19 protein-coding genes and 1 pseudogene are annotated in these 18,746 nt (G+C 69.7%); 11 read left to right on the forward strand and 9 right to left on the reverse strand.

Features of this window, described 5'->3' with window-relative positions:
• The first annotated feature begins 508 nt into the window (after window positions 1-508).
• Window positions 509-2,032, forward strand: coding sequence for an acyl-CoA carboxylase subunit beta (locus Aau02nite_RS42040; protein ID WP_438841231.1), 1,524 nt, complete (start codon window positions 509-511; stop codon window positions 2,030-2,032).
• On the opposite strand, the gene Aau02nite_RS42045 is transcribed toward Aau02nite_RS42040, so the two are convergent.
• The 4 genes from Aau02nite_RS42045 to Aau02nite_RS42060 form a co-directional block, all read right to left on the reverse strand.
• Entirely contained in the window at window positions 2,033-2,692 is a 660-nt protein-coding gene (locus tag Aau02nite_RS42045; protein ID WP_212994266.1) for a M50 family metallopeptidase, read from the reverse strand.
• Between the two features lie 78 nt (window positions 2,693-2,770).
• Window positions 2,771-3,511, reverse strand: coding sequence for a M50 family metallopeptidase (locus Aau02nite_RS42050; RefSeq protein WP_212994267.1), 741 nt, complete (start codon window positions 3,509-3,511; stop codon window positions 2,771-2,773).
• Window positions 3,512-3,541: 30 nt separating this feature from the next.
• The gene (locus Aau02nite_RS42055; protein ID WP_212994268.1) at window positions 3,542-3,727 is read right to left on the reverse strand and encodes a hypothetical protein; all 186 of its coding nucleotides are present in this window, start codon (window positions 3,725-3,727) and stop codon (window positions 3,542-3,544) included.
• A 105-nt stretch (window positions 3,728-3,832) separates the two neighbouring features.
• Window positions 3,833-6,121, reverse strand: coding sequence for a serine/threonine kinase C-terminal domain-containing protein (locus Aau02nite_RS42060; RefSeq protein ID WP_212994326.1), 2,289 nt, complete (start codon window positions 6,119-6,121; stop codon window positions 3,833-3,835).
• 28 nt (window positions 6,122-6,149) lie between these two features.
• On the opposite strand from Aau02nite_RS42060, the gene Aau02nite_RS42065 reads away from it, so the two are divergent.
• Both Aau02nite_RS42065 and Aau02nite_RS42070 read left to right on the forward strand, forming a co-directional pair.
• Window positions 6,150-6,320, forward strand: coding sequence for a hypothetical protein (locus tag Aau02nite_RS42065; protein ID WP_212994327.1), 171 nt, complete (start codon window positions 6,150-6,152; stop codon window positions 6,318-6,320).
• Between the two features lie 18 nt (window positions 6,321-6,338).
• The gene (locus Aau02nite_RS42070) at window positions 6,339-6,887 is read left to right on the forward strand and encodes a hypothetical protein (protein ID WP_212994328.1); all 549 of its coding nucleotides are present in this window, start codon (window positions 6,339-6,341) and stop codon (window positions 6,885-6,887) included.
• Between the two features lie 533 nt (window positions 6,888-7,420).
• Here Aau02nite_RS42070 and Aau02nite_RS42075 read toward each other — a convergent pair.
• A pseudogene (locus tag Aau02nite_RS42075) lies at window positions 7,421-8,554 on the reverse strand (serine/threonine-protein kinase); the annotation flags it as partial.
• A gap of 101 nt (window positions 8,555-8,655) precedes the next feature.
• On the opposite strand from Aau02nite_RS42075, the gene Aau02nite_RS42080 reads away from it, so the two are divergent.
• From Aau02nite_RS42080 to Aau02nite_RS42105, 6 genes are all read left to right on the forward strand, one after another.
• Window positions 8,656-8,853 (forward strand): acyl-CoA carboxylase subunit epsilon, encoded by a 198-nt coding sequence (locus tag Aau02nite_RS42080; protein WP_212994269.1) that lies wholly within the window; start codon window positions 8,656-8,658, stop codon window positions 8,851-8,853.
• A 119-nt stretch (window positions 8,854-8,972) separates the two neighbouring features.
• Window positions 8,973-9,389 carry a hypothetical protein gene (locus Aau02nite_RS42085; protein WP_212994270.1) on the forward strand — a complete coding sequence of 139 codons (417 nt, stop codon included), beginning with the start codon at window positions 8,973-8,975 and terminating at the stop codon, window positions 9,387-9,389.
• On the forward strand, window positions 9,389-10,825 hold the full coding sequence (locus tag Aau02nite_RS42090) for a hypothetical protein (RefSeq protein ID WP_212994271.1): 1,437 nt from the start codon (window positions 9,389-9,391) through the stop codon (window positions 10,823-10,825). Before Aau02nite_RS42085 ends, Aau02nite_RS42090 begins: the two co-directional genes overlap by 1 nt.
• A complete protein-coding gene (gene mycP / locus Aau02nite_RS42095; protein ID WP_212994272.1) occupies window positions 10,822-11,943 on the forward strand; it encodes a type VII secretion-associated serine protease mycosin in 1,122 nt (373 codons plus the stop codon). Before Aau02nite_RS42090 ends, mycP begins: the two co-directional genes overlap by 4 nt.
• 24 nt (window positions 11,944-11,967) lie before the next feature.
• Complete coding sequence (locus tag Aau02nite_RS42100; RefSeq protein ID WP_212994273.1) at window positions 11,968-12,588, forward strand: Maf family protein; 621 nt, start codon at window positions 11,968-11,970, stop codon at window positions 12,586-12,588.
• Window positions 12,585-13,241, forward strand: a complete 657-nt coding sequence (locus tag Aau02nite_RS42105) for an O-methyltransferase (RefSeq protein WP_212994274.1) — start codon at window positions 12,585-12,587, stop codon at window positions 13,239-13,241. The genes Aau02nite_RS42100 and Aau02nite_RS42105 overlap by 4 nt, the downstream gene beginning before the upstream one ends.
• A gap of 101 nt (window positions 13,242-13,342) precedes the next feature.
• Here Aau02nite_RS42105 and Aau02nite_RS42110 read toward each other — a convergent pair whose 3' ends face one another.
• The 3 genes from Aau02nite_RS42110 to Aau02nite_RS42120 form a co-directional block, all read right to left on the reverse strand.
• Window positions 13,343-14,098, reverse strand: coding sequence for an ABC transporter permease (locus tag Aau02nite_RS42110; protein ID WP_212994275.1), 756 nt, complete (start codon window positions 14,096-14,098; stop codon window positions 13,343-13,345).
• A 3-nt stretch (window positions 14,099-14,101) separates the two neighbouring features.
• The gene (locus Aau02nite_RS42115; protein WP_212994276.1) at window positions 14,102-15,052 is read right to left on the reverse strand and encodes an ATP-binding cassette domain-containing protein; all 951 of its coding nucleotides are present in this window, start codon (window positions 15,050-15,052) and stop codon (window positions 14,102-14,104) included.
• A gap of 89 nt (window positions 15,053-15,141) precedes the next feature.
• Complete coding sequence (locus Aau02nite_RS42120; RefSeq protein WP_246595851.1) at window positions 15,142-15,729, reverse strand: PadR family transcriptional regulator; 588 nt, start codon at window positions 15,727-15,729, stop codon at window positions 15,142-15,144.
• A gap of 65 nt (window positions 15,730-15,794) precedes the next feature.
• Here Aau02nite_RS42120 and Aau02nite_RS42125 point away from each other — a divergent pair, with 65 nt between their 5' ends.
• Window positions 15,795-17,534 carry an acetyl/propionyl/methylcrotonyl-CoA carboxylase subunit alpha gene (locus tag Aau02nite_RS42125; RefSeq protein WP_212994277.1) on the forward strand — a complete coding sequence of 580 codons (1,740 nt, stop codon included), beginning with the start codon at window positions 15,795-15,797 and terminating at the stop codon, window positions 17,532-17,534.
• Window positions 17,535-17,613: 79 nt separating this feature from the next.
• On the opposite strand, the gene Aau02nite_RS42130 is transcribed toward Aau02nite_RS42125, so the two are convergent.
• On the reverse strand, window positions 17,614-18,183 hold the full coding sequence (locus Aau02nite_RS42130) for a TetR/AcrR family transcriptional regulator (RefSeq protein WP_212994278.1): 570 nt from the start codon (window positions 18,181-18,183) through the stop codon (window positions 17,614-17,616).
• Window positions 18,184-18,260: 77 nt separating this feature from the next.
• On the opposite strand from Aau02nite_RS42130, the gene Aau02nite_RS42135 reads away from it, so the two are divergent.
• On the forward strand, window positions 18,261-18,704 hold the full coding sequence (locus Aau02nite_RS42135) for a DoxX family protein (protein ID WP_212994279.1): 444 nt from the start codon (window positions 18,261-18,263) through the stop codon (window positions 18,702-18,704).
• The last annotated feature ends 42 nt before the right edge of the window (window positions 18,705-18,746 follow it).

Here is an 18,746-nt window from a genome sequence, read left to right on the forward strand (position 1 = left end):
CGCCGAGCGCGCCGCAGAGGTCTCAGCCCGCCCCCGACGCCGCTTCCGGCTCCCAGCGCCATCCTCCCCGCCCGCCCCTGACGACGTACCGTCAGCGCCCTCGGGCTCCGGCCGCCGGTCGGCCGACCGCGCCTCCGCGTCCGCGCGGCGGCGGGCTTCGCCGTGCTCGCCGACGCGCTGGTCTTTGCGGGCGCTGCGGAACAGGGCGGCGCGGAAGACGATGAGCGTGGTGATGCCACCGACGATCAACGCCACGCCGACGGGGGTCATCCATGTCGTCACGGGGGTTGTAACGAATGGGGCATTGAGTGCGAAACGTCCTATCTGCCGCACCCCCGCGTACGGGCACCGCGTCGCGTGTGCCGAGGGCTGGATACGATCTCTCCGGCGTGAATGCCGCCTGGCCGGCGGGCATGCGTGGGCGAGCGGAGGACGGGGCATCGTGACGGCGCAGCGGGACGTGACGCAGCAGGATGACATCCACACGACGGCCGGCAAGCTCGCCGACCTGGAGCGGCGCACCGACGAGGCGGTGCACGCCGGTTCGGCCCGCGCGGTGGAGAAGCAGCACGCCCGTGGCAAGAAGACCGCCCGCGAGCGCATCGAGATGCTGCTCGACGAGGGTTCCTTCGTGGAGCTCGACGGCCTGGCCCGGCACCGCTCGACCGCCTTCGGCCTGGAGAAGAACCGCCCGTACGGCGACGGCGTGGTCACCGGGCACGGCACGGTCGACGGTCGCCAGGTGTGCGTGTTCTCGCAGGACTTCACCGTGTTCGGCGGTTCGCTGGGCGAGGTCTTCGGCGAGAAGATCGTCAAGGTGCTCGACCTGGCCATGAAGATCGGCTGCCCGATCATCGGCATCAACGACTCCGGTGGCGCCCGGATCCAGGAGGGCGTCGTCGCGCTCGGCCTGTACGCCGACATCTTCTTCCGCAACGTGCGGGCCAGCGGCGTCATCCCGCAGATCTCCCTGATCATGGGCCCCTGCGCGGGCGGCGCGGTCTACTCCCCCGCGATCACCGACTTCACCGTCATGGTCGACCAGACCTCGCACATGTTCATCACCGGCCCGGACGTCATCCGCACGGTGACCGGCGAGGACGTCGGCATGGAGGAGCTGGGCGGCGCCCGCACGCACAACTCCCGCAGCGGCAACGCGCACTACCTGGCCAGCGACGAGGACGACGCGATCGACTACGTGCGCGCGCTGCTGTCGTACCTGCCCAGCAACAACCTGGACGAACCGACCACCTTCGACCTGCCCGCCGAGCTCGCGCCGAGCGAAGCGGATCTCGATCTGGACCGGCTGATCCCGGACTCGGCGAACCAGCCCTACGACATCAAGCAGGTGGTGGAGACCGTCGTCGACGACTTCCTCGAGGTCCAGCCGCTCTACGCGCAGAACATCGTGATCGGCTTCGGCCGCGTCGAGGGCCGGCCGGTGGGCGTCGTGGCGAACCAGCCGATGCACTTCGCCGGCACGCTGGACATCGCGGCGTCGGAGAAGGCGGCGCGCTTCGTGCGTACCTGCGACGCCTTCAACATCCCGGTGCTGACCTTCGTCGACGTGCCCGGCTTCCTGCCGGGCACCGGCCAGGAGTGGGACGGCATCATCCGGCGCGGGGCCAAGCTGATCTACGCGTACGCGGAAGCGACCGTCCCGAAGGTCACGGTGATCACCCGCAAGGCGTACGGCGGCGCGTACGACGTGATGGGTTCGAAGCATCTCGGCGCCGACATGAACTTCGCCTGGCCCACGGCGCAGATCGCGGTGATGGGTGCCCAGGGCGCGGTCAACATCCTCTACCGCGGCGAGCTGGCCGGCGCGGACGACCCGGCGGCGCTGCGGACCGAGCTGATCAAGGAGTACGAGGACACGCTCGCGAACCCGTACATCGCGGCGGAACGCGGTTACGTGGACGCCGTCATCGCGCCGTCCGCGACCCGGGCGCAGGTGACGCTGGCGCTGCGGACTCTGCGGACCAAGCGGGAGACCCTGCCGCCGAAGAAGCACGGCAACATCCCGCTCTGATCAACGCTGCAGATGCAGCATGGTGACCCCGCCGTAGACCAGGGCCGACATGGTCGCGAGCCAGAACACGACCAGCCACAAGACGTCCGGCAGCAGGGTCAGGCGCTGCAGCACCGCGGCGTCCGATGTCGCGCTTCCCTTGTGCGTGACCCAGAAGAGATCGGTGATGTTGCGGGTCCCGCCCATCAGCAAGAACCACACCCAGCTGTAGGCAAACGCCAGCTGTGCGGGGTCCGGCCAGTGGCGCGCCACCCAGTACAGGACGAACCCCGTGCCGACCGCCACCGTGACGGACAGCAGATTGCGCATCTTCAGCAGGAGCACCGCCAGCAGAGCGACGCTGATCCACAGGAGCGTCTCCGGGCGGTCGTGCCGTAACAGCCAGACGCCGCTGAGACCGACCGCCGACGGACCGAGATACCCGGCGAAGGTGATCACCAGGTCCGCGAACCAGGGCATCTTCTCCGGCAGTGCGGTGGCGCCGCCCTTGCCGGGCACGAAGATGATGCCGTTGACCTTCTGCTGGAAAACCACCGCGGCGCCCGCATGGAACCCCTCGTGCGCCGTGACGATGGTCCACTTCGTGAACTTCCAGAACGGCACGGCGGCCACGAAGCCGACGAAGGCGGTGCTCCATGCCAGGCCGAGTGAACGGTCCATGACGCGACGCTATCGACCGCTCGGCGTGACGCGCATCACCAGCAAATACTCAAGTGGTCACCGTTCGGCTACTCGAAGTCAGGGCGTGTTGCTGACGGCGGGTAGCCACTGCCCGGCCAGCATGAAACTGCCGACCACCAGCGCGGCCACGTCCACAGCCAGGAAGACGCCCACCCAGAACAGCGCGGGCACGTGGGTGACGCCGGCGAGCTGGTCGGCGTCCGACTCCGGCATCCGGCCGCGACTGCGCAGCTTCTGCAGCTCGAAGACCGGGCGGACGCCGCCGATCAGCAGGAACCACACCCCGACGTACGCGAAGGCGGCCTGGACCTGCGGGGTCGCGTACCAGGAGACGCCGAAGACGATCGCCCCGGTGACCAGCACGGAGACCGCGCCGAACACGTTCCGGATGTTGATCAGCATGAGCAGCAGCAGGACCACCGCCACCCAGAGCAGCAGCGTGATCCGGTTCCCGCCCAGCAGCCAGGCACCGCCCAGGCCGACCAGCGAGGGAGCGATATAGCCGGCCAGCAAGGTGAACATCATGCCGGGCCCGGTCGGCCGGCCGGCCGAGAGGGTGAGCCCGGACGTGTCGAACTCCAGCCGGATACCGCGCAGTTTGCGGCCCGTCAGCAGCGCGACCAGTGCATGGCCACCCTCGTGGGCGATGGTGACGGCGTTGCGGGCGATCCGCCACAGCGGCCGGAAGGCGACCACGGCCAGCGCGATCACCGCCGTCACCAGGACGAGCAGGCCGGGCGGGTCCGGCTGGGCACCGAGCAGGGTGTCCCAGAGGTCACTTACCGAGTCGATCGACACAGCCCGCGAGCGTAGTCGATCAGCGCATGACTAGGCACGGCGGCGCAGCACAGACCCCTGCAGCACAGATTCCCGCTGCGGGACGGCGCGCCGTTGCAGCATGAGGCCGCCGGCGATCGCACCGGCCACGATCATCGCGCCGGCCAGCACCATCATCACGACCAGCGCACTGGCGGTCGCCACGACAAGCGCGACGTCGGCGATCGCGACGAGCATCCACAAAGCGATAGTGGGCCTACTGCCGTGTCGTCGAATCATCTTGCACCTCCATCCGTGGTGCCCGATGAATACCCATTCACCCGTCGCCCACACCCTCCAGGCTTATCGTTCGGCCTTGAACCCCTGGTAGATGACCTGAAGATCCTTCTGCGAAGCGGCCCAGTCCTCCGGCGAGGTGTACCAGGAGATGCTGTAGGCCTGCTTGCCGGGCGTGGTGATGAAACCCCGCTTGTTCGCATGCTGGGGATTGCCGCTCGCCGTGGTGTAGGTGAACTCCCAGTCGGCGGCCTTGCCGAGGTAGTTGAGCCCCTCGAGCTTGATCCGCTGGTAGTTCCGATACTTCGACCCCCGCCGATCAGCCTCCTGCTGCCGCCAGTCGGCGACGGGATCGGCCTTGGGCCGCTCGGAGTGATCGATGATGAGCAGCCGGTTGTTCTTGGTGAAGTACACCTCGGTACCGTCCGGCCGGACCGAGGCGCCCTCCGGCACCGGCACCGAGTAGCCGTCACCGTTGTAGAGATACCAGCCCTTGGGCACCCTGGCGGCGGCCGCGGGCTTGCTCGGGGACGTCGACGGCTTGGCCGACGGCGTCACCGCCGCGGCGGTCGTGGGCACGGGCGCGGCGGCGGCCGGCGAAGAGGGCGCAGTCGACGGCTCGCTCTTGCCGCTGGCAACGGGGGCGACCCCGCCCTTACGGCCGTTGTCCTGCGCCTGATCGTTCTCGTCACCGAAAGCCCGGGGAACAAGAACAACAAGCGCCAGCAGTACGGCGACCAGAACACCGATGGCGATCACGGTCTGGCGGCGGGTGAGCGTGGTGCCGAAGACAGTGATGCCACGAGCGCCGGAAGAGGGCGCACGAACGGTCATCGGCTGCCAGGCCGGGCGGGCGGGCTGACCGAACCCGGGCGCGCCGGAGATCGGCACGGCGGCCTTGGCAGCTGCCTTCGAGCCTGCGGCTGTGCGCGGGATCTTGGTGGTCGGGGTCGGCGTGGTCCTGGCGGGGGGCTGCGTCGGCTTGATGATCCGGGTACGCCCGGCGTCGGACGCGGCGGTGCCTGCCTTGCCGCTGACGTCGGCTTTGGAGTTGCCTAGCTCGGCGACGGTGTCAGCGCTGGCCGTGGTCGACTTCGCTGCCGTGTCGGACCCGGCGGCTGCCAGGGCTGCTGCACCGGTCACCATCGGCGTCGCGGTGGCGTCATCTGTGGTCTGTGGCGCCTTGCCGGTACCGGCCGTCTGGGAGGCTTTGGCTGCTGCTGTGCGGCCCTTGCCCTTCTTCCGGGATGCCTTGGTGGTACCCGCACGGGTGACGGTCGCAGGCTTGGTGTCCGCCTGGTCTGCGGGGGCGTGCTCGGCCGTTACGCCTTGCTTGCCTGCCTCGGCTCCAGCGTCGTCGGACTTGGAACTGTCGGTCTCCGAGGCGTCATACGCGGCGACGGGGGCGACGCTTCCTGACTCGGGCGTGCTGCTTCCCGCCTTGGCGGCATCGCTTCCGGCTCCGGGCGCGCCGGTCGTCGCGTCTTCGGCTCGGGGCACGCTGCCGTCGGCCGCGTCGTCCGCACCCCGTGCGTTGTCCGCCGCCGTGCCAGCCGCGCCGTTCGCCCCGCGCGCGCCAGCCGCCGCCTTGCCGTCGGCCGCTTCCGGTGCGTCGGCCGCTACGTTCTGGGCCACGTCTTCCGCAGCAGGGGTGCCGGCCGCGTCGTCCGCCGTTTCGCCGTCGGCCGCGTCGTCCGCACCTGGCGCGTTGGCCGTCACCTTGTCGGCGGAGTCTTGCGCTGCGGGGCTGCCGGCCGCCGCCTTGCCGGCCGTGTCTCCCGCTCCTGGTGCGCTGGTCGTCGCGCCTTCCGGAGCGTCGCTGTTCGTCTTGGCCGCGGTGGGTCCCGTGGTGACGTCGCCGCTTCCCACCTCAGACGCGGTGGTTCCCTTGCTGGCCGCGTCAGTGTCTGCGTCCGGCGCCTCGGTGCCCGGCTCGGCCGCGGTGATTCCCGCTGCAGCGGCGTCGGGTGCCGTCCCGGGCGCGTTGGTCCGGCCCTTGACCGTGTCGGGTTCGACCTCCGGCCGGGCTGCGTCGCTCTGGGTGCCGGACGCGTCGCTCGGCGCGGTGGTGCCCCCGGTCCCGGCGTCGGGCGTGTCTGCTGTGGGCTCGGCCGCGCCGGCTGTGACCTCCGGAGTCGCTACCTCGGATGCGGTTAAGCCAGCGGCAGATGCCGCTTCGGCTGCCTTGGTGGCTGTTGTCGCGGCCGTTGCCTTGCTTGCCTTCGGTGGGGACTGCTTGGTCCGATCTGCGGGATCCGCATCCGTGCGCTTGAGGTCAGCGGCCTCTGTGGCGCCGGTAGCGTTCGCAGCCGCATCGACTGCGGTCCCCTCGGCTCCGGCCTGTGGCTGTCCCACCTCGCCGCCGTCTGTCGGTGTTGCGTTTGTGGACGACTTCGCAGCGTCCTGGTCGGCGGATGTCTTGGTCGACGACACCGAGGAGCCGGCCTGCGACGGGCGCGGGCCGAACGGCATGCGGGCGCTGGACGCCTTCTTCGCTGTCGAGGTCGACGCTTCGCCGGTCGACCCGCCGCTCTCGCGCGTCGCCGTGTCATGAGTTTCGGAATCTCGCGTAGTGCTGCTCGCTGCTGCGCTGTCGAGCGTGGAGCTGCCCGTAGCGGCGCCACTCGTCGTGGAGGTCCCCGCTGAGCTGCCCGTCGCGGCGCCACCGGTCGCAGAGCTGCCGGTCGTAGCGCCGCTCGTCGTGGAGCTGCCGGTCGTAGCAGAGCTCTCCGACTGGGCGTCACTCGTCGCCGAGCTTCCGGCAGCGCCACCCGTCGCTGCGCCCGCCGTCGCGGAACTGCCCGTCGCGGAACTGCCCGTCGTAGCGTCACTCGTCGTGGGGCTGCTCGTCGTAGCGCCACTCGTCGTGGAGCTGCTCGTCGTAGCGCCACTCGTCGTAGCGCCACTCGTCGCGGGGCTGCTCGTCGTAGCGTCACTCGTCGTCGGGCTGCCCGTCGCTGCACCTGCCGTCGTCGGGCTGCCCGTCGCTGCACCTGCCGTCGTGGAGGTGCCCGTCGTAGAGGTGCCCGTCGTGGAGGTGCCCGTCGTGGAGCCAGCCGTTGTCGAGTTGTCCGTCGCGGCGCCGCTTGTCGTGACGCTGTCCGTTGTTGAGGTGCCCTGAGTGGCAGCCCCTGGCTTGGCGGCGTCTGGGGTGGTGGCGGGGCGCTTGGTGGGCGGGGGTGTGGCCGTTGCTGGCGGTGAGAGCGGCTTCTCGGGGTGGCGGAGTGGGGGCTTTGCGGTTACCCGGGCGGTGGCCGTGGTGCGGGGTGGTGGTGTGGTGGCCGGGGGCGGTGTCGGGGTCGACCGGGGTTCGGCCACGGCGGGGGCGGCTGCTGCGGCGCGGGGCGCGGCCGGGGGTGACTTCGGTGGCTGGGTGGTCGGCCGGCGGGACTCCGGTGCCGTGGTGGGCGGGGTGGCGGGTTGGCCCGGTGGGGTTGCTGGGCGCTTGCGGTGGGCGGCCACCTCGTCGGCGGTGATCGAGCCGAAAGCGGAGCCCGACCCGCGCATCGTCGCGTCCAGGGCTGGACGGCGCGAAGCTGATGTATCTCCCCGTGGGGGCGGGGACGATGGTGTGCCCGTACCGAAGCGGTTTTCGATCTTGGTGGCATTCAGCTCGGGCGGCTTCTGGCCGTCGACCCGCGTCGGGGTTTCCGCCGGTGGGCGGCCGACCGAGGCCTTGCCCGGCACGAAGATCGGCCCGCGTCCGCCCGCGGGCGGGGTCGCCGGCGGGCGGCCCGGATTGACCGGAGGGCCGGGCGGGGTGTCCTGCGCGCGGGCCGGAACGATCGGCGGGCGAGCCGGGGTGATCGGCGGGCGCGCGGGGGTGACCGGCGGGCGCGGGCCGGGGACGACCGGCGCGGAGGCCGACACGCCGGGCACGACCGGCGGGGTGAGGCCCGCGGACGGACGCTCGCGGCCGACGCCGGGGCGGCGCATCGTCGGGCTCATCGGGAAGCTCAGCTTCGACCGGCGGCCGGTCGCCCGCAGCAGCAACCGCTCCGCTTCCTCGGCGTTGATGCGGTGGGCCGAATCCTTGCGCAGCAGGCCGTTGAGCACCGGCTTGAGCGGCCCGGCGTTGCGGGCCGGCGGCGGATTCTCGGTGGCCAGAGCAGCCAGCGTGGCGATCGCGGACGGCCGCGCGAAAGGTGAGGCACCCTCGACGGCCGCGTAGAGCGTCGCGCCCAGGGACCACAGGTCGGCGCCGGGACCGGCGGTGCCGTCGCGGGCGCGTTCCGGCGCGATGTAGGCCGGTGAGCCCAGCACCAGGCCGGTGCGGGTCACGTTCGGGTCGCCGGGGACGGTGGCCAGCCCGAAGTCGGTGAGGACGACGCGGCCGTCCTCGCTGATCAGCACGTTGCCCGGCTTCACGTCGCGGTGCACGACGCCGGCGCGGTGCGCGGCGCGCAGGGCGTTGAGCACGCCGAGGCCGATCTCGGCGGCGCGGACCGGGGCGAACGGCCCGTCCGCGGCGAGAATGTCCTGCAAGGACCGCGACGGGACGTACTCCATGACGATCCACGGATCGGCATCGGTACGCAGCACGTCGAAGACGCGGACCACGTTGATGTTGTTCAGCCGGGCGATGGCCCGCGCTTCCCGCAGCGAGCGCTCGCGCATCTCCTGCCGCTCCTCGGGGGTGAGCCCCGGTGGCGGCACGAGCTCTTTGATGGCGACCTCGCGGTGCAGGACGACGTCGGTCGCCCGCCAGACACGACCCATCCCGCCCTGACCGAGCGGCGCAACGAGCCGGTAACGGTCAGCGACAATGAGCGGAGGGGAAGTAGACATCACGCAGAAAATACCCGGTCTTGTCGAGCCGCAGCGAATCGATCAGCCGAGTGTGGGACGCGTGTCACCGAGAACCTCCCGCAAGGCCGTAAGCTTGATCAATGGATGAGGAACCGCTGGTCAGCGTCGTGCGTGGCACACCGACCCCGGAAGAGCTGGCCGCGCTGGTGTGCGTCGTGGCCGGCCGATCCGTGAGCGGCGATTCACGTTCACGCCCGCCGGCCCCGACCCCGTGGACCAGAAGCGCCCGCCCGGCCGCGATCCGGCCGTCCTGGCGATCCTCCGCGCAACCCCGCTAGACATCGACGGGTCTCGGTAGCGTTGCGACTGTCCATAGCGCTGGGTAGGGGCTGCAGCGACAAGCCGTAACAGACTACTCTCGCGGAAGATTTCGCACTCTCGGGGGAGGGCTCGCACCATGATCGCAGACGACGGACCGCCGGCGCTGATCGGCAGTGAAAGCTCGATCGAGACGGACATCCGCGCGATGGAGGAGTTCGCCGCGACGCTCGCCAACGAGGTCCAGAACGGATACGACCCGCACCTGCAGCAGGTCATCCCGGCCATGCTGACCAAGCTGCCCAGGGCGAACTCGGACTTCCCCGAACTGGAGAGCTTCCTGACGCTGCACCACGAGGTCCAGCAGCAGACCTTCTCCAACACTTTCAACTTCCGCGACGGCACCCACCACTTCGCGGTGGTCGCAAAGTCGATCAGCAAGGAGTACGCCTCCAGCGACGCCTTCGCCCGGGCCCAGGTCCGCGACGTCAACGAAGGCTTCGACGCGGCGAGCAACCCGCTGAGGAGCGAGACCGGAACAGGGGAGAACGGCTGATGCTGATCGCTGACGGAGGCGGCGGCTACGGCGGCACCCACTGGACGGCCAAGGAAGTCCCGGCCATGTGGGCGGCCGTCGCGAACCAGGACACCGAAGCCCACTTCCAGGTGGTCGGCGGCTGGAGCAAGACGGCCGACCTGACGCTGGCCCACCTCGCCCAGGTCCGGGTCTACCGCGACAACCTGGCCAGCGTGTGGCCACCGTCCAAGAGCCCGGCCGCGGCGGCGTACATCGCCCGCCTCGACAAGCTGATGGCCGACCTGCAAGCGACTCACGACGCGGCATCAGCCAACTACACGGCGTTCTCGACGGTGACGCTGACGCTGAGCCTGGCCCGGCAGAAGCTGAAGACCCTCTACGAGAAGTACGAGAGCAACGCCAAGCAGAACTACGTCTGGCAGCAGAAGCAGGCGGCTGCGGCGGCGTCGCCGACGCCTACGCCGACTCCTTCACCGTCGCCGGGGCCGTCACCGACGGCCCTGACTCCGCCGGTATCGGCGGCGCAGCAGGAGGAGCTGAACCGGCAGGCTCGGGTGATCATGTACGACCTGAGCAGCACATTGTTGAGCGGGCAGGCTGCTCTGCAGAAGCCAAAGCCGTACAATCCGAGTGGCCAGTTCGCAGACGACAAGACGTCCAGTACTTCGGGATCGGAGTCCGGTTCTGGATTCGCGACTCCACCTATCATCCCCCCGCCCGGCGCTAGCAGTGGCGGAACCGTGGGATTAAGCAACAACTCGGCGCTTCACTCCAATGCGATTCCCGTACAGCCGACAACCAATGTCCCCGCCGGCCCGGGTTCTATTGGTGTAGGTACCGGAACTGGCCCAGTCCTCGGAGGCACCGGGACCACCCCGGTGATCACGCCACCAACTCCGGGAACACCACCGATTACTGGCCCGGCCACCCTTCCGGCACCTTCGACTCCTGGCGTTCTGCCAGGAATCATTGGTCCGAACGGAGGCCAAGGCCTCGTACCGCCCGGCGGATTTTCCCCGAACGGTAGCAAAGTCGTGCCGGGCGGTTCGGTCAAGCCCGGAATTGGGGCAGGGCCAGCGGGTCGACTGACAATTCCTTCGGGCGGCGTCATCGGCGCCAACCCCGGTAGCGGCATGATCGGACAGATGCCTGCAGGTGGTCCGGGCACACGTCCGGGCGGATCAGCGCGACCTAACCCCGTTGGTGGCGTCATCGGCCAACAGGGCGGGTCACCGGCATGTGGTAGCGCTCCCGCGAATCGCAGCATCAGCAGTTCGAACACCCCGTTCCCGAACCAGACGGCTGGCCGGCACCCTAGGCGCGACGATACGGAATCGACACGGTGGGATCCGGACAATCCGTGGGTAACTGAGGAAGGCGTGACCCCAATCGTTCTCCCACCAAGTGACCAAGGACCCATCGATCCGGGACCCGCCATCGGTTACTCGAGATGAATCGTCAAGTCATAGCGGCATTTGCAGCGGCGCTGGCGGGAGCCAGCGCCGCTCTCTGCGGCACACCGGCCCTTGCCACTGATGCCGTTAGAGACAAGCAGTGGCACCTTAAGTCTCTTGATATCGCCAACGCTCAGCGTATTAGCACAGGCAGAGGCGTAACGGTTGCTGTCATTGACTCAGGCGTGTCCAGCCATCCGGACCTTGCCGGCAGCGTGCTTAATGGCATCGATTATGTAAAGCGCGGAGGGAACGGCCGGACAGATAACGCAGGGCACGGTACGAAAATGGCCAGCCTGATCGCTGCGCATGGAAAAGGCGGGCGAGGCGCTCTCGGCATTGCACCGGATGCCCAGATCCTTCCCATTCGAGTCTTCGACGATAGGCCTCGAGACAACGTCGAAGTGGGAGAGGCAATTGAATACGCCGTCTCTCAGGGCGCAAAGGTTATTAACCTTTCACTTTCAAGCGGCGTGGACCCTAGAACGTTGGACGCCGTGCAGGCAGCAGCCAGAGCGGATGTAGTAATGGTTGCCTCTGCTGGCAATAAGCCTGATTACTTCGCTATCACGCCTCCCGCTGTCTTTGAAGAAGTCGTAGCAGTTGGCGCCACGGACAAGTCTGGCAAGAAGTCTGCCGTTTCGGTCTCCGGCGCTGCTTTGGACTTGATGGCGCCAGGGGAGGGCATCGAAGGCGCTTCTCGGGGACAGGATTATGAGACAGGCACCGGGACCTCGGACTCGGCGGCCATCGTCTCTGGCGCGGCCGCTCTGCTACGGAGCAAGTACCCGAACATGAGCGCCGCCGAGGTTGTCGAGCGGCTTGAGTCCACCGCCGTCGACAAGGGTGCGCCTGGCGTCGATCCCGACTACGGGCACGGCATCATCGACATCGTCGCTGCGCTCAGTGATCCCGCTTCCTCTCCGGCGGCGTCCGCCGCTCCGGCTCCCACCGCAACCACCGCCGCACCGGCCCCCGCACCCGCCCCCCAAGCCGAAACTGAACCAGCCAGCAGCAACACACCCCTCATAGTCGGCGGTGTCGCCGTCCTCGTCGCCCTCGGCGGGCTCGTCGCCTTTCTTCTAGCGCGCCGCCGCTCCCACCCGACCTCCGGATGATCCAGGCTTGTAGCGTTGACTCCCGTGCAGACCGACATCGCCCCCCATCTGGTGCTCGCTTCGGCCAGCCCGGCCCGGCGGGCCCTTCTCGCCGCCGCCGGCATTGACGTTGATGTCCAGGTCAGTGGCGTTGACGAGTCCGTAGTAGAGGCTGATGACGCCGCGGAGCTGTGCCTGACGCTTGCCCGGATGAAGGCGCGGGCCGTCGCTGCCACGCTGCCGGCTGATCCTGGGGTTCTTGTGCTCGGGTGCGATTCCGTTCTCGCGTTCGACGGGCAGATTCTCGGGAAGCCGCACAGTCCCGCCGAGGCCGTCCGGCGCTGGCAGGCCATGCGGGGGCGGTCCGGTGTTCTGCACACCGGGCACCATCTCACCGACCTGGTCAGTGGGAAGCAGGCCGAGGACGTCGGCGCCACTGTGGTGCATTTCGCCGATCTCACCGATGATGAGATCTTGGCGTACGTCGCCTCCGGTGAGCCGTTGCACGTCGCCGGAGCTTTCACCATCGACGGCAAGGGTGGCGCCTTCGTCGAACGGATCGAGGGGGATGCCGGCAATGTCATCGGGTTGTCCCTGCCGCTGCTGCGGCGGTTGCTCATGACTTTCGGTCTCACCGTTCCTCAGCTGTGGAGGGCTCAGGCGTGAGTTTCAAGGAACTTCCCCTCACCCCCGAGCTGCACGACTACGTGCTCAGTCACAGCACGCCGGTCGACGAGATCGCCGCCGAGCTCATCGCCGAGACGCGGACCGTGGTGGCCGGGCATGCCAGCATGCAGGTCGCGCCCGAGCAGGCCGCGTTCCTGCGGATGCTGACGTCGCTGCTCGGCGTACGGCATGCGGTTGAAGTCGGCACCTTCACCGGGCTGTCCGCGCTCTCCATCGCCCGGGGTCTCGCCGACGGCGGGAAGCTGGTCTGTTTCGACATCTCCGAGCAGTTCACCCGGCTGGCGCACCGCTACTGGGAGCGGGCCGGGGTCGACGACCGGATCGACCTGCGGCTCGGGCGGGCCGCCGAGCGGATCAAGGAACTGCCCGACGAGCCGTACCTCGATCTGGTCTTCATCGACGCCGACAAGGGCGGCTACGTGACGTACTGGAACGAGCTGGTGCCCCGGGTGCGGCCCGGCGGGGTCATTCTGGTCGACAACACCCTGTGGTCCGGCCGGGTCGTCGACCCGCGCAGCGAGTCCGACCGGTTCATCACCGGCTTCAACGAGGTGGCCCGCAACGATCCGCGCGTCGAGCTGGTCATCCTCCCGATCGCCGACGGCCTGACCATCGCCCGCCGGCTCCCCTGAGGAAGCCGGCGGACCAAAGGGAAGCCAGCGGACCGAAGGACGCCGGGCCAGCCGGCGGATCACAAAGGACCCGAAGGACCAGAAGGACCCGAAGGCCCAGGTCAGCGCACGCTGCGAGCGAACAACCGAGCCGCCCACGCCAACGCCAAAGCGGCCAGCGCCGCCATGATCAGCAATCCCTGCCAGACCGCGGGCGCACCCAGATCACCCAGGAACAGAGCGCGCACCCCGTTGACCGCCCAGGAGAACGGGTTCCAGTCCGCGACCGCCTGCAACCACCCCGGGGCGAAGGTCAACGGCAGCAGAATCCCGGACAGCAGCAGTACGGGCTGAGCCACCGTGTTCATCAGCGGCGCCAGCGCGTCCTCGCTCTTGACCGCCAGCGCCACCCCGTACGACAGCGCCGAGGTCATCAGCGAGATCAGAGCCAGCATCAGGTACGCCAGCATCAGGTTGCCGATGAACACCCGCAGGTCGAAGGCGAGCGCCAGCAGCGTGATGATCACCGCCTGGGCCAGCAGGGACACGGTGTCGCGCAGCGAGCGTCCCAGCAGCAGGGCGAACCGGCTGACCGGGGTGACCCGGGAGCGCTCGATCACGCCCGCGCGCAGCTCGGCGATCAGGCCGAAGCCCTGGAACAGGCCGCCGAAGATGGCCAGCAGCACGAGCAGGCCGGGCACGAAGATCTCGTACGCCTCGGCGTTGGTCCGCACGCCCAGCGCCGGCTTCAGCAGCGGGGCGAACAGCAGCAGGTACATCACCGGCTGGAAGATGCCGACGAGGATCCAGACCGGGTTGCGCAGCAGCAGCTGCATCTGCCGCTGGAAGATCAGTGAGGTGTCGCGTACCAGTTTCACAGCTCAGCTCTCCCGCAGCGATCGGCCGGTCTTGGTCAGGAACACGTCGTCCAGGCTGGGCCGGTGCAGCTCGATCGTGCCCAGCGGCACCGACGCGCTGTCCAGGGCGCGCAGGATCAGCGGGATCGCGGTCGCGCCCTCGTCGACGTAGAGCCGGACGCTGTCGTCGTGGGTCTCCAGCTTGTTGATGAAGTCGGCCGATCCCAGCGCCTCGGCCGCGCGGGCCGGTGACGACACCCCGACGCGGACCACGTCGCCGGAGATCTCGCGCTTGAGCGCCGCCGGGGTGCCCGAGGCGACGATCTCGCCGTTGTCCATGATCGAGATGCGGTCGCAGAGCGCGTCCGCCTCGTCGAGGTAGTGCGTGGTGATGAAGACGGTCATGCCTTCGGCCCGCAGCCGGCGGATCTCGTCCCACATGTGGGCGCGGCTCTGCGGGTCGAGGCCGGTGGTCGGCTCGTCGAGGAAGACCACCTTCGGCTCGTGGATGATGCCGAGGGCGATGTCGACCCGGCGGCGCTGGCCCCCGGAGTAGGTCTTGCACTTGCGGTCGGCGTACTCGCTGAGCTGGAAACCCTCCAGCACGCGGTTGGCCCGTTCGGTGGCGACGGACTTCGAGATGCCGTAGAGGCGGCCCTGCAGGACCAGTTCCTCGCGGGCGGTGGAGTCGTCCCAGGTGCTGCCGCCCTGGGCCACGTACCCGATCCGGCGCCTGACCTCGCCCGGGTCCTTGCGCAGATCGGCGCCCGCGATGGTGGCCTCGCCCCCGTCGGGCTGGATGAGTGTGGCGAGCATGCGCAGCGTCGTGGTCTTCCCGGCGCCGTTCGGGCCGAGGAAGCCGAAGATCTCGCCCTCGTCCACAGTCAGGTCGACGCCCCGGACGGCGTCGACTGTTTTCTTCTCGCGGCCCTGGCGGGACATGAAGGACTTCCGCAGCCCCCGCGTTTCGATCATGGTGACCCCCAGTTGTCGGCAGGCGGCCGCCCGCCACCGGTCGTGAGGCAGCGTAGGACCGGCCGGCGCGGCTAGTCAAACTTGATTAATCAGAGATCATTCCTGCCGGGTGAGTCCTTGGCGGCGGCCGGAAAGTACGGCTCGTTCTTCTCGATCTGCTCCGCGATGCGCTCGCACCAGCGGATCTCCGCCTCGGCCCGCTCGATCGACAGCTCCCACATCCAGCTCACGTAGACCGGCTTGTTGTCGGCCCAGTCGGCGCCGATCAGCGTCTGCAGCTGCGTGATGCCGGCGGTGAGCTGGACCGCGCGGTTGCGCAGGGCCGCAGCGGCCTCGCTGCGGGGCAGGGCGGGCAGGAACGAGAACGCGGCCATGAACGGATCCGGCGGCGTGGCGATCGACCACCAGTTGCCGCGCAGCAGCGACTGGAACTCGGCGACGCCCTTCTCGGTGATCTCGTACGTCGTGCGGGCCGGACGCGCACCGACCTGCTCGGTCGCCACCTCGCGCAGCAACTCCTCTTCGGCCAGCTTGCGCAGCGCGTGGTAGATCGAGCCGGGCTGCACGTTGGCCCACTTGTCGGCACTCCAGCTCAGCAGCTCACGGCGCACCTCGTAGCCGTGCACCGGCTGCATCCACTGGACCAGACCGAGGATCATCATGCGGGTCGCCGACATATCTCACAGGTTAATAGCCAAACTTGACTGAGCGGCCCGGCGGTGCCGGGCGATAGGCTCAGCCCGTGCGCAAGGTACTGATCGCCAATCGCGGCGAGATCGCCGTCCGAGTCATCCGGGCCTGCAAGGACGCGGGCCTGACCAGCGTCGCCGTCTATGCGGACGCCGACCGGGACGCGCTGCCCGCGCGGCTCGCCGACGAGGCGTACGCGCTGGAGGGCGAGACCGCGGCGGAGACGTATCTGCGCATCGACAAGCTGCTCGAGGTCGCCGCCCGCAGTGGCGCCGACGCCGTCCACCCCGGCTACGGCTTCCTGTCGGAGAACGCCGACTTCGCTCAGGCCGTACAGGATGCGGGTCTGACCTGGATCGGCCCGACGCCGCAGGCGATTCGCGACCTGGGTGACAAGGTCACCGCCCGGCACATCGCGCAGCGCGCCGGCGCGCCGCTGGTGCCGGGCACGCCCGAGCCGGTCAAGGACGCCGACGAGATCATCGCGTTCGCCCGCGAGCACGGCCTGCCGGTCGCCATCAAGGCGGCGTTCGGCGGCGGCGGCCGCGGCCTCAAGGTCGCCCGCACCGCCGAGGAGATCCCAGCGCTGTTCGAGTCGGCGACGCGCGAGGCGGTGGCCGCGTTCGGCCGCGGCGAGTGCTTCGTCGAGCGTTACCTCGACCGCCCCCGGCACGTCGAGGCGCAGGTCCTGGCGGACACCCACGGCACTGTGATCGTGGTCGGCACCCGCGACTGCTCCCTGCAGCGCCGCCACCAGAAGCTCGTCGAGGAGGCCCCGGCGCCGTTCCTCAGCGACGACCAGCGCGAGCGGATCCACACCAGCGCCAAGGCGATCTGCCGCGAGGCCGGCTACCACGGCGCCGGCACGGTCGAATACCTCGTCGGCCAGGACGGCACCATCTCGTTCCTCGAGGTCAACACGCGGCTGCAGGTCGAGCACCCGGTCAGCGAGGAGACCACCGGCCTGGACCTGGTGCGCGAGCAGTTCCGCATCGCCGACGGCGCGCGCCTGCCGTTCACCGAGGACCCGGTCCCGCGCGGGCACTCGATCGAGTTCCGGATCAACGGCGAGGACGCCGGCCGCAACTTCCTGCCGGCCCCGGGCCAGGTCACGAGCCTGACCTGGCCGTCCGGCCCGGGCGTGCGGGTGGACGCGGGCGTCGAGGCCGGCAGCGTGATCGGCGGCAACTTCGACTCCCTGCTGGCGAAGATCATCGTGACCGGCGCCGACCGCACCGAGGCGCTGCAACGCGCCCGCCGCGTGCTCGACGAGACGGTCATCGAGGGTCTGGCCACGGTGCTCCCGTTCCACCGCCTGGTCGTGCGCGACCCGGCCTTCGTGGACTTCACCGTGCACACCAACTGGATCGAGACCGAATGGGCGGGTGGCGTCCCCGCCTTCACCCCGGTCCCCGTGCCCGACCAGGATCAAGAGCGAGAGACCGTCGTGGTCGAGGTCGGCGGCAAGCGCCTGGAAGTGCGCCTCCCGGCCAACCTTTCCGGTACGCGCACAGTCACCCCAGCCCGCCCCCATGCTCGCCGTTCGGGGTCCGGAGCCCAGGCCGCGGGAGCAGGCGGCGCCGCCGCGTTGACCGCCCCGATGCAGGGCACCATCGTCAAGGTCGCCGCCCAGAACGGTGACACCGTCTCGGAGGGCGACGTCATCGTGGTCGTCGAGGCGATGAAAATGGAGCAGCCGCTGCCGGCCCACCGCGCCGGCACGGTCTCGGGCCTGTCGGTCGAGGTCGGCGGCACCGTGACCGCCGGCACGACGATCTGCGAGATCGCCTGACCGGCTCAGCCGGCGCGGCCGGGCAATCGCCTGACCGGCCCAGCAAACGACCGGACGATCGCCTGATCGCCTGACCGGCTCAGCCGGCGGGGGTCAGGTGCCGGAGCACGGCGCGGGCCGCTTCGTCGGGCAGCTCGGGCATGTCCGGGAGCGCGCCGCTGAGCCACAGCGTCGCGAAACCGTGCGCGAGCGACCACGCCGCCAGCCCGGTCTCCCGCACGTCCCCGCCGGCCTGACCGTCGGGCAGATCCGCGACTCCTGAGTAGAGCGCGGCGCTCGATCTGTCCCGCGCGGCCAGCAGCGCCGGGTCGTCCGCGCGGTAGAGGTCCGGGCGCCACATCACCTCGAAGTGCGCCCGGTGCGTCGTCGCGAACCGTACGTAGGTGACGCCGAGCTCGAGGAAGCTGCCCGTCGCCCCGCGGGTCTCCCGCAGCGCCGCCGCCAGCCGGTCGAAGCCCTCCGCCGCCAGCGCCGTGAGCAGACCGCGCTTGTCCCCGAAGTGGTGCGCCGGCGCAGCGTGGGAGACGCCGGCCCGCCGGGCGAGGTCACGCAGGCTCAGCGCCGCCGGGCCCTCCTCGGTGATCGCCTCGGCGGCGGCCGCCAGCAGCGCGCGCCGCAGATCCCCGTGGTGGTAGCTCTCCTTCGCCATGTCGTCAGCATAACTTTCCATTGACAAGATGGGGGCGGCCGAGGCATCTTGGCATTGACAAGTTTGGAGGACATGCGATGGCACCCCTGGTCACTTTGTTCGCCGGCACGCTGCTGGCCCGGCTGCTCGGCCTGCTCGGCGTGGACGCTCTCGACGGCTGGCTGCCCGGGCTGCGGGTGGGGCTGGCCCTGATGTTCGTGCTGACCGGCCTCGCCCACTTCGGCCTCGGCCGGCGGGCGAGCCTGGTCGCCATGGTCCCGCCGCGGTTGCCCCGGCCGGAGCTACTGGTCACGGTCACCGGCGTCCTGGAGCTGGCCGGCGCTGCGGGACTGCTGCTGCCGGCGACCTACCGCCTCGCGGCGGGCTGCCTGGCCCTGCTGATGCTGGTGATGTTCCCGGCCAACGTGCACGCGGCCCGGCACCACGTGGAGCTGGCCGGCAAGCCCGCCACCCCACTGCCGCTGCGCACCGCTCTACAAGCAGTGTTCGTGGCCGCAGCGCTGACCGTCGCACTTGCCTGAGCGCCGGACAGCCAGGCCGTCGGCCGGACACCGGGCCGTCGG

It is taken from the genome of Actinoplanes auranticolor (genome assembly GCF_018332655.1).
Taxonomy (GTDB): Bacteria; Actinomycetota; Actinomycetes; order Mycobacteriales; family Micromonosporaceae; genus Actinoplanes; species Actinoplanes auranticolor.

Excerpts from the sequence above, each read along its gene's own strand:
- Aau02nite_RS42045 (WP_212994266.1), bottom strand. The coding sequence starts at position 2,692 with ATGGACCGTTCACTCGGCCTGGCATGGAGCACCGCCTTCGTCGGCTTC.
- Aau02nite_RS42090 (WP_212994271.1), top strand. The coding sequence starts at position 9,389 with ATGCTGATCGCTGACGGAGGCGGCGGCTACGGCGGCACCCACTGGACG.
- Aau02nite_RS42130 (WP_212994278.1), bottom strand. The coding sequence starts at position 18,183 with ATGGCGAAGGAGAGCTACCACCACGGGGATCTGCGGCGCGCGCTGCTG.
- Aau02nite_RS42135 (WP_212994279.1), top strand. The coding sequence starts at position 18,261 with ATGGCACCCCTGGTCACTTTGTTCGCCGGCACGCTGCTGGCCCGGCTG.
- Aau02nite_RS42085 (WP_212994270.1), top strand. The coding sequence starts at position 8,973 with ATGATCGCAGACGACGGACCGCCGGCGCTGATCGGCAGTGAAAGCTCG.
- Aau02nite_RS42120 (WP_246595851.1), bottom strand. The coding sequence starts at position 15,729 with ATGTCGGCGACCCGCATGATGATCCTCGGTCTGGTCCAGTGGATGCAG.
- mycP (WP_212994272.1), top strand. The coding sequence starts at position 10,822 with ATGAATCGTCAAGTCATAGCGGCATTTGCAGCGGCGCTGGCGGGAGCC.
- Aau02nite_RS42115 (WP_212994276.1), bottom strand. The coding sequence starts at position 15,052 with ATGATCGAAACGCGGGGGCTGCGGAAGTCCTTCATGTCCCGCCAGGGC.
- Aau02nite_RS42080 (WP_212994269.1), top strand. The coding sequence starts at position 8,656 with ATGGATGAGGAACCGCTGGTCAGCGTCGTGCGTGGCACACCGACCCCG.
- Aau02nite_RS42055 (WP_212994268.1), bottom strand. The coding sequence starts at position 3,727 with ATGCTCGTCGCGATCGCCGACGTCGCGCTTGTCGTGGCGACCGCCAGT.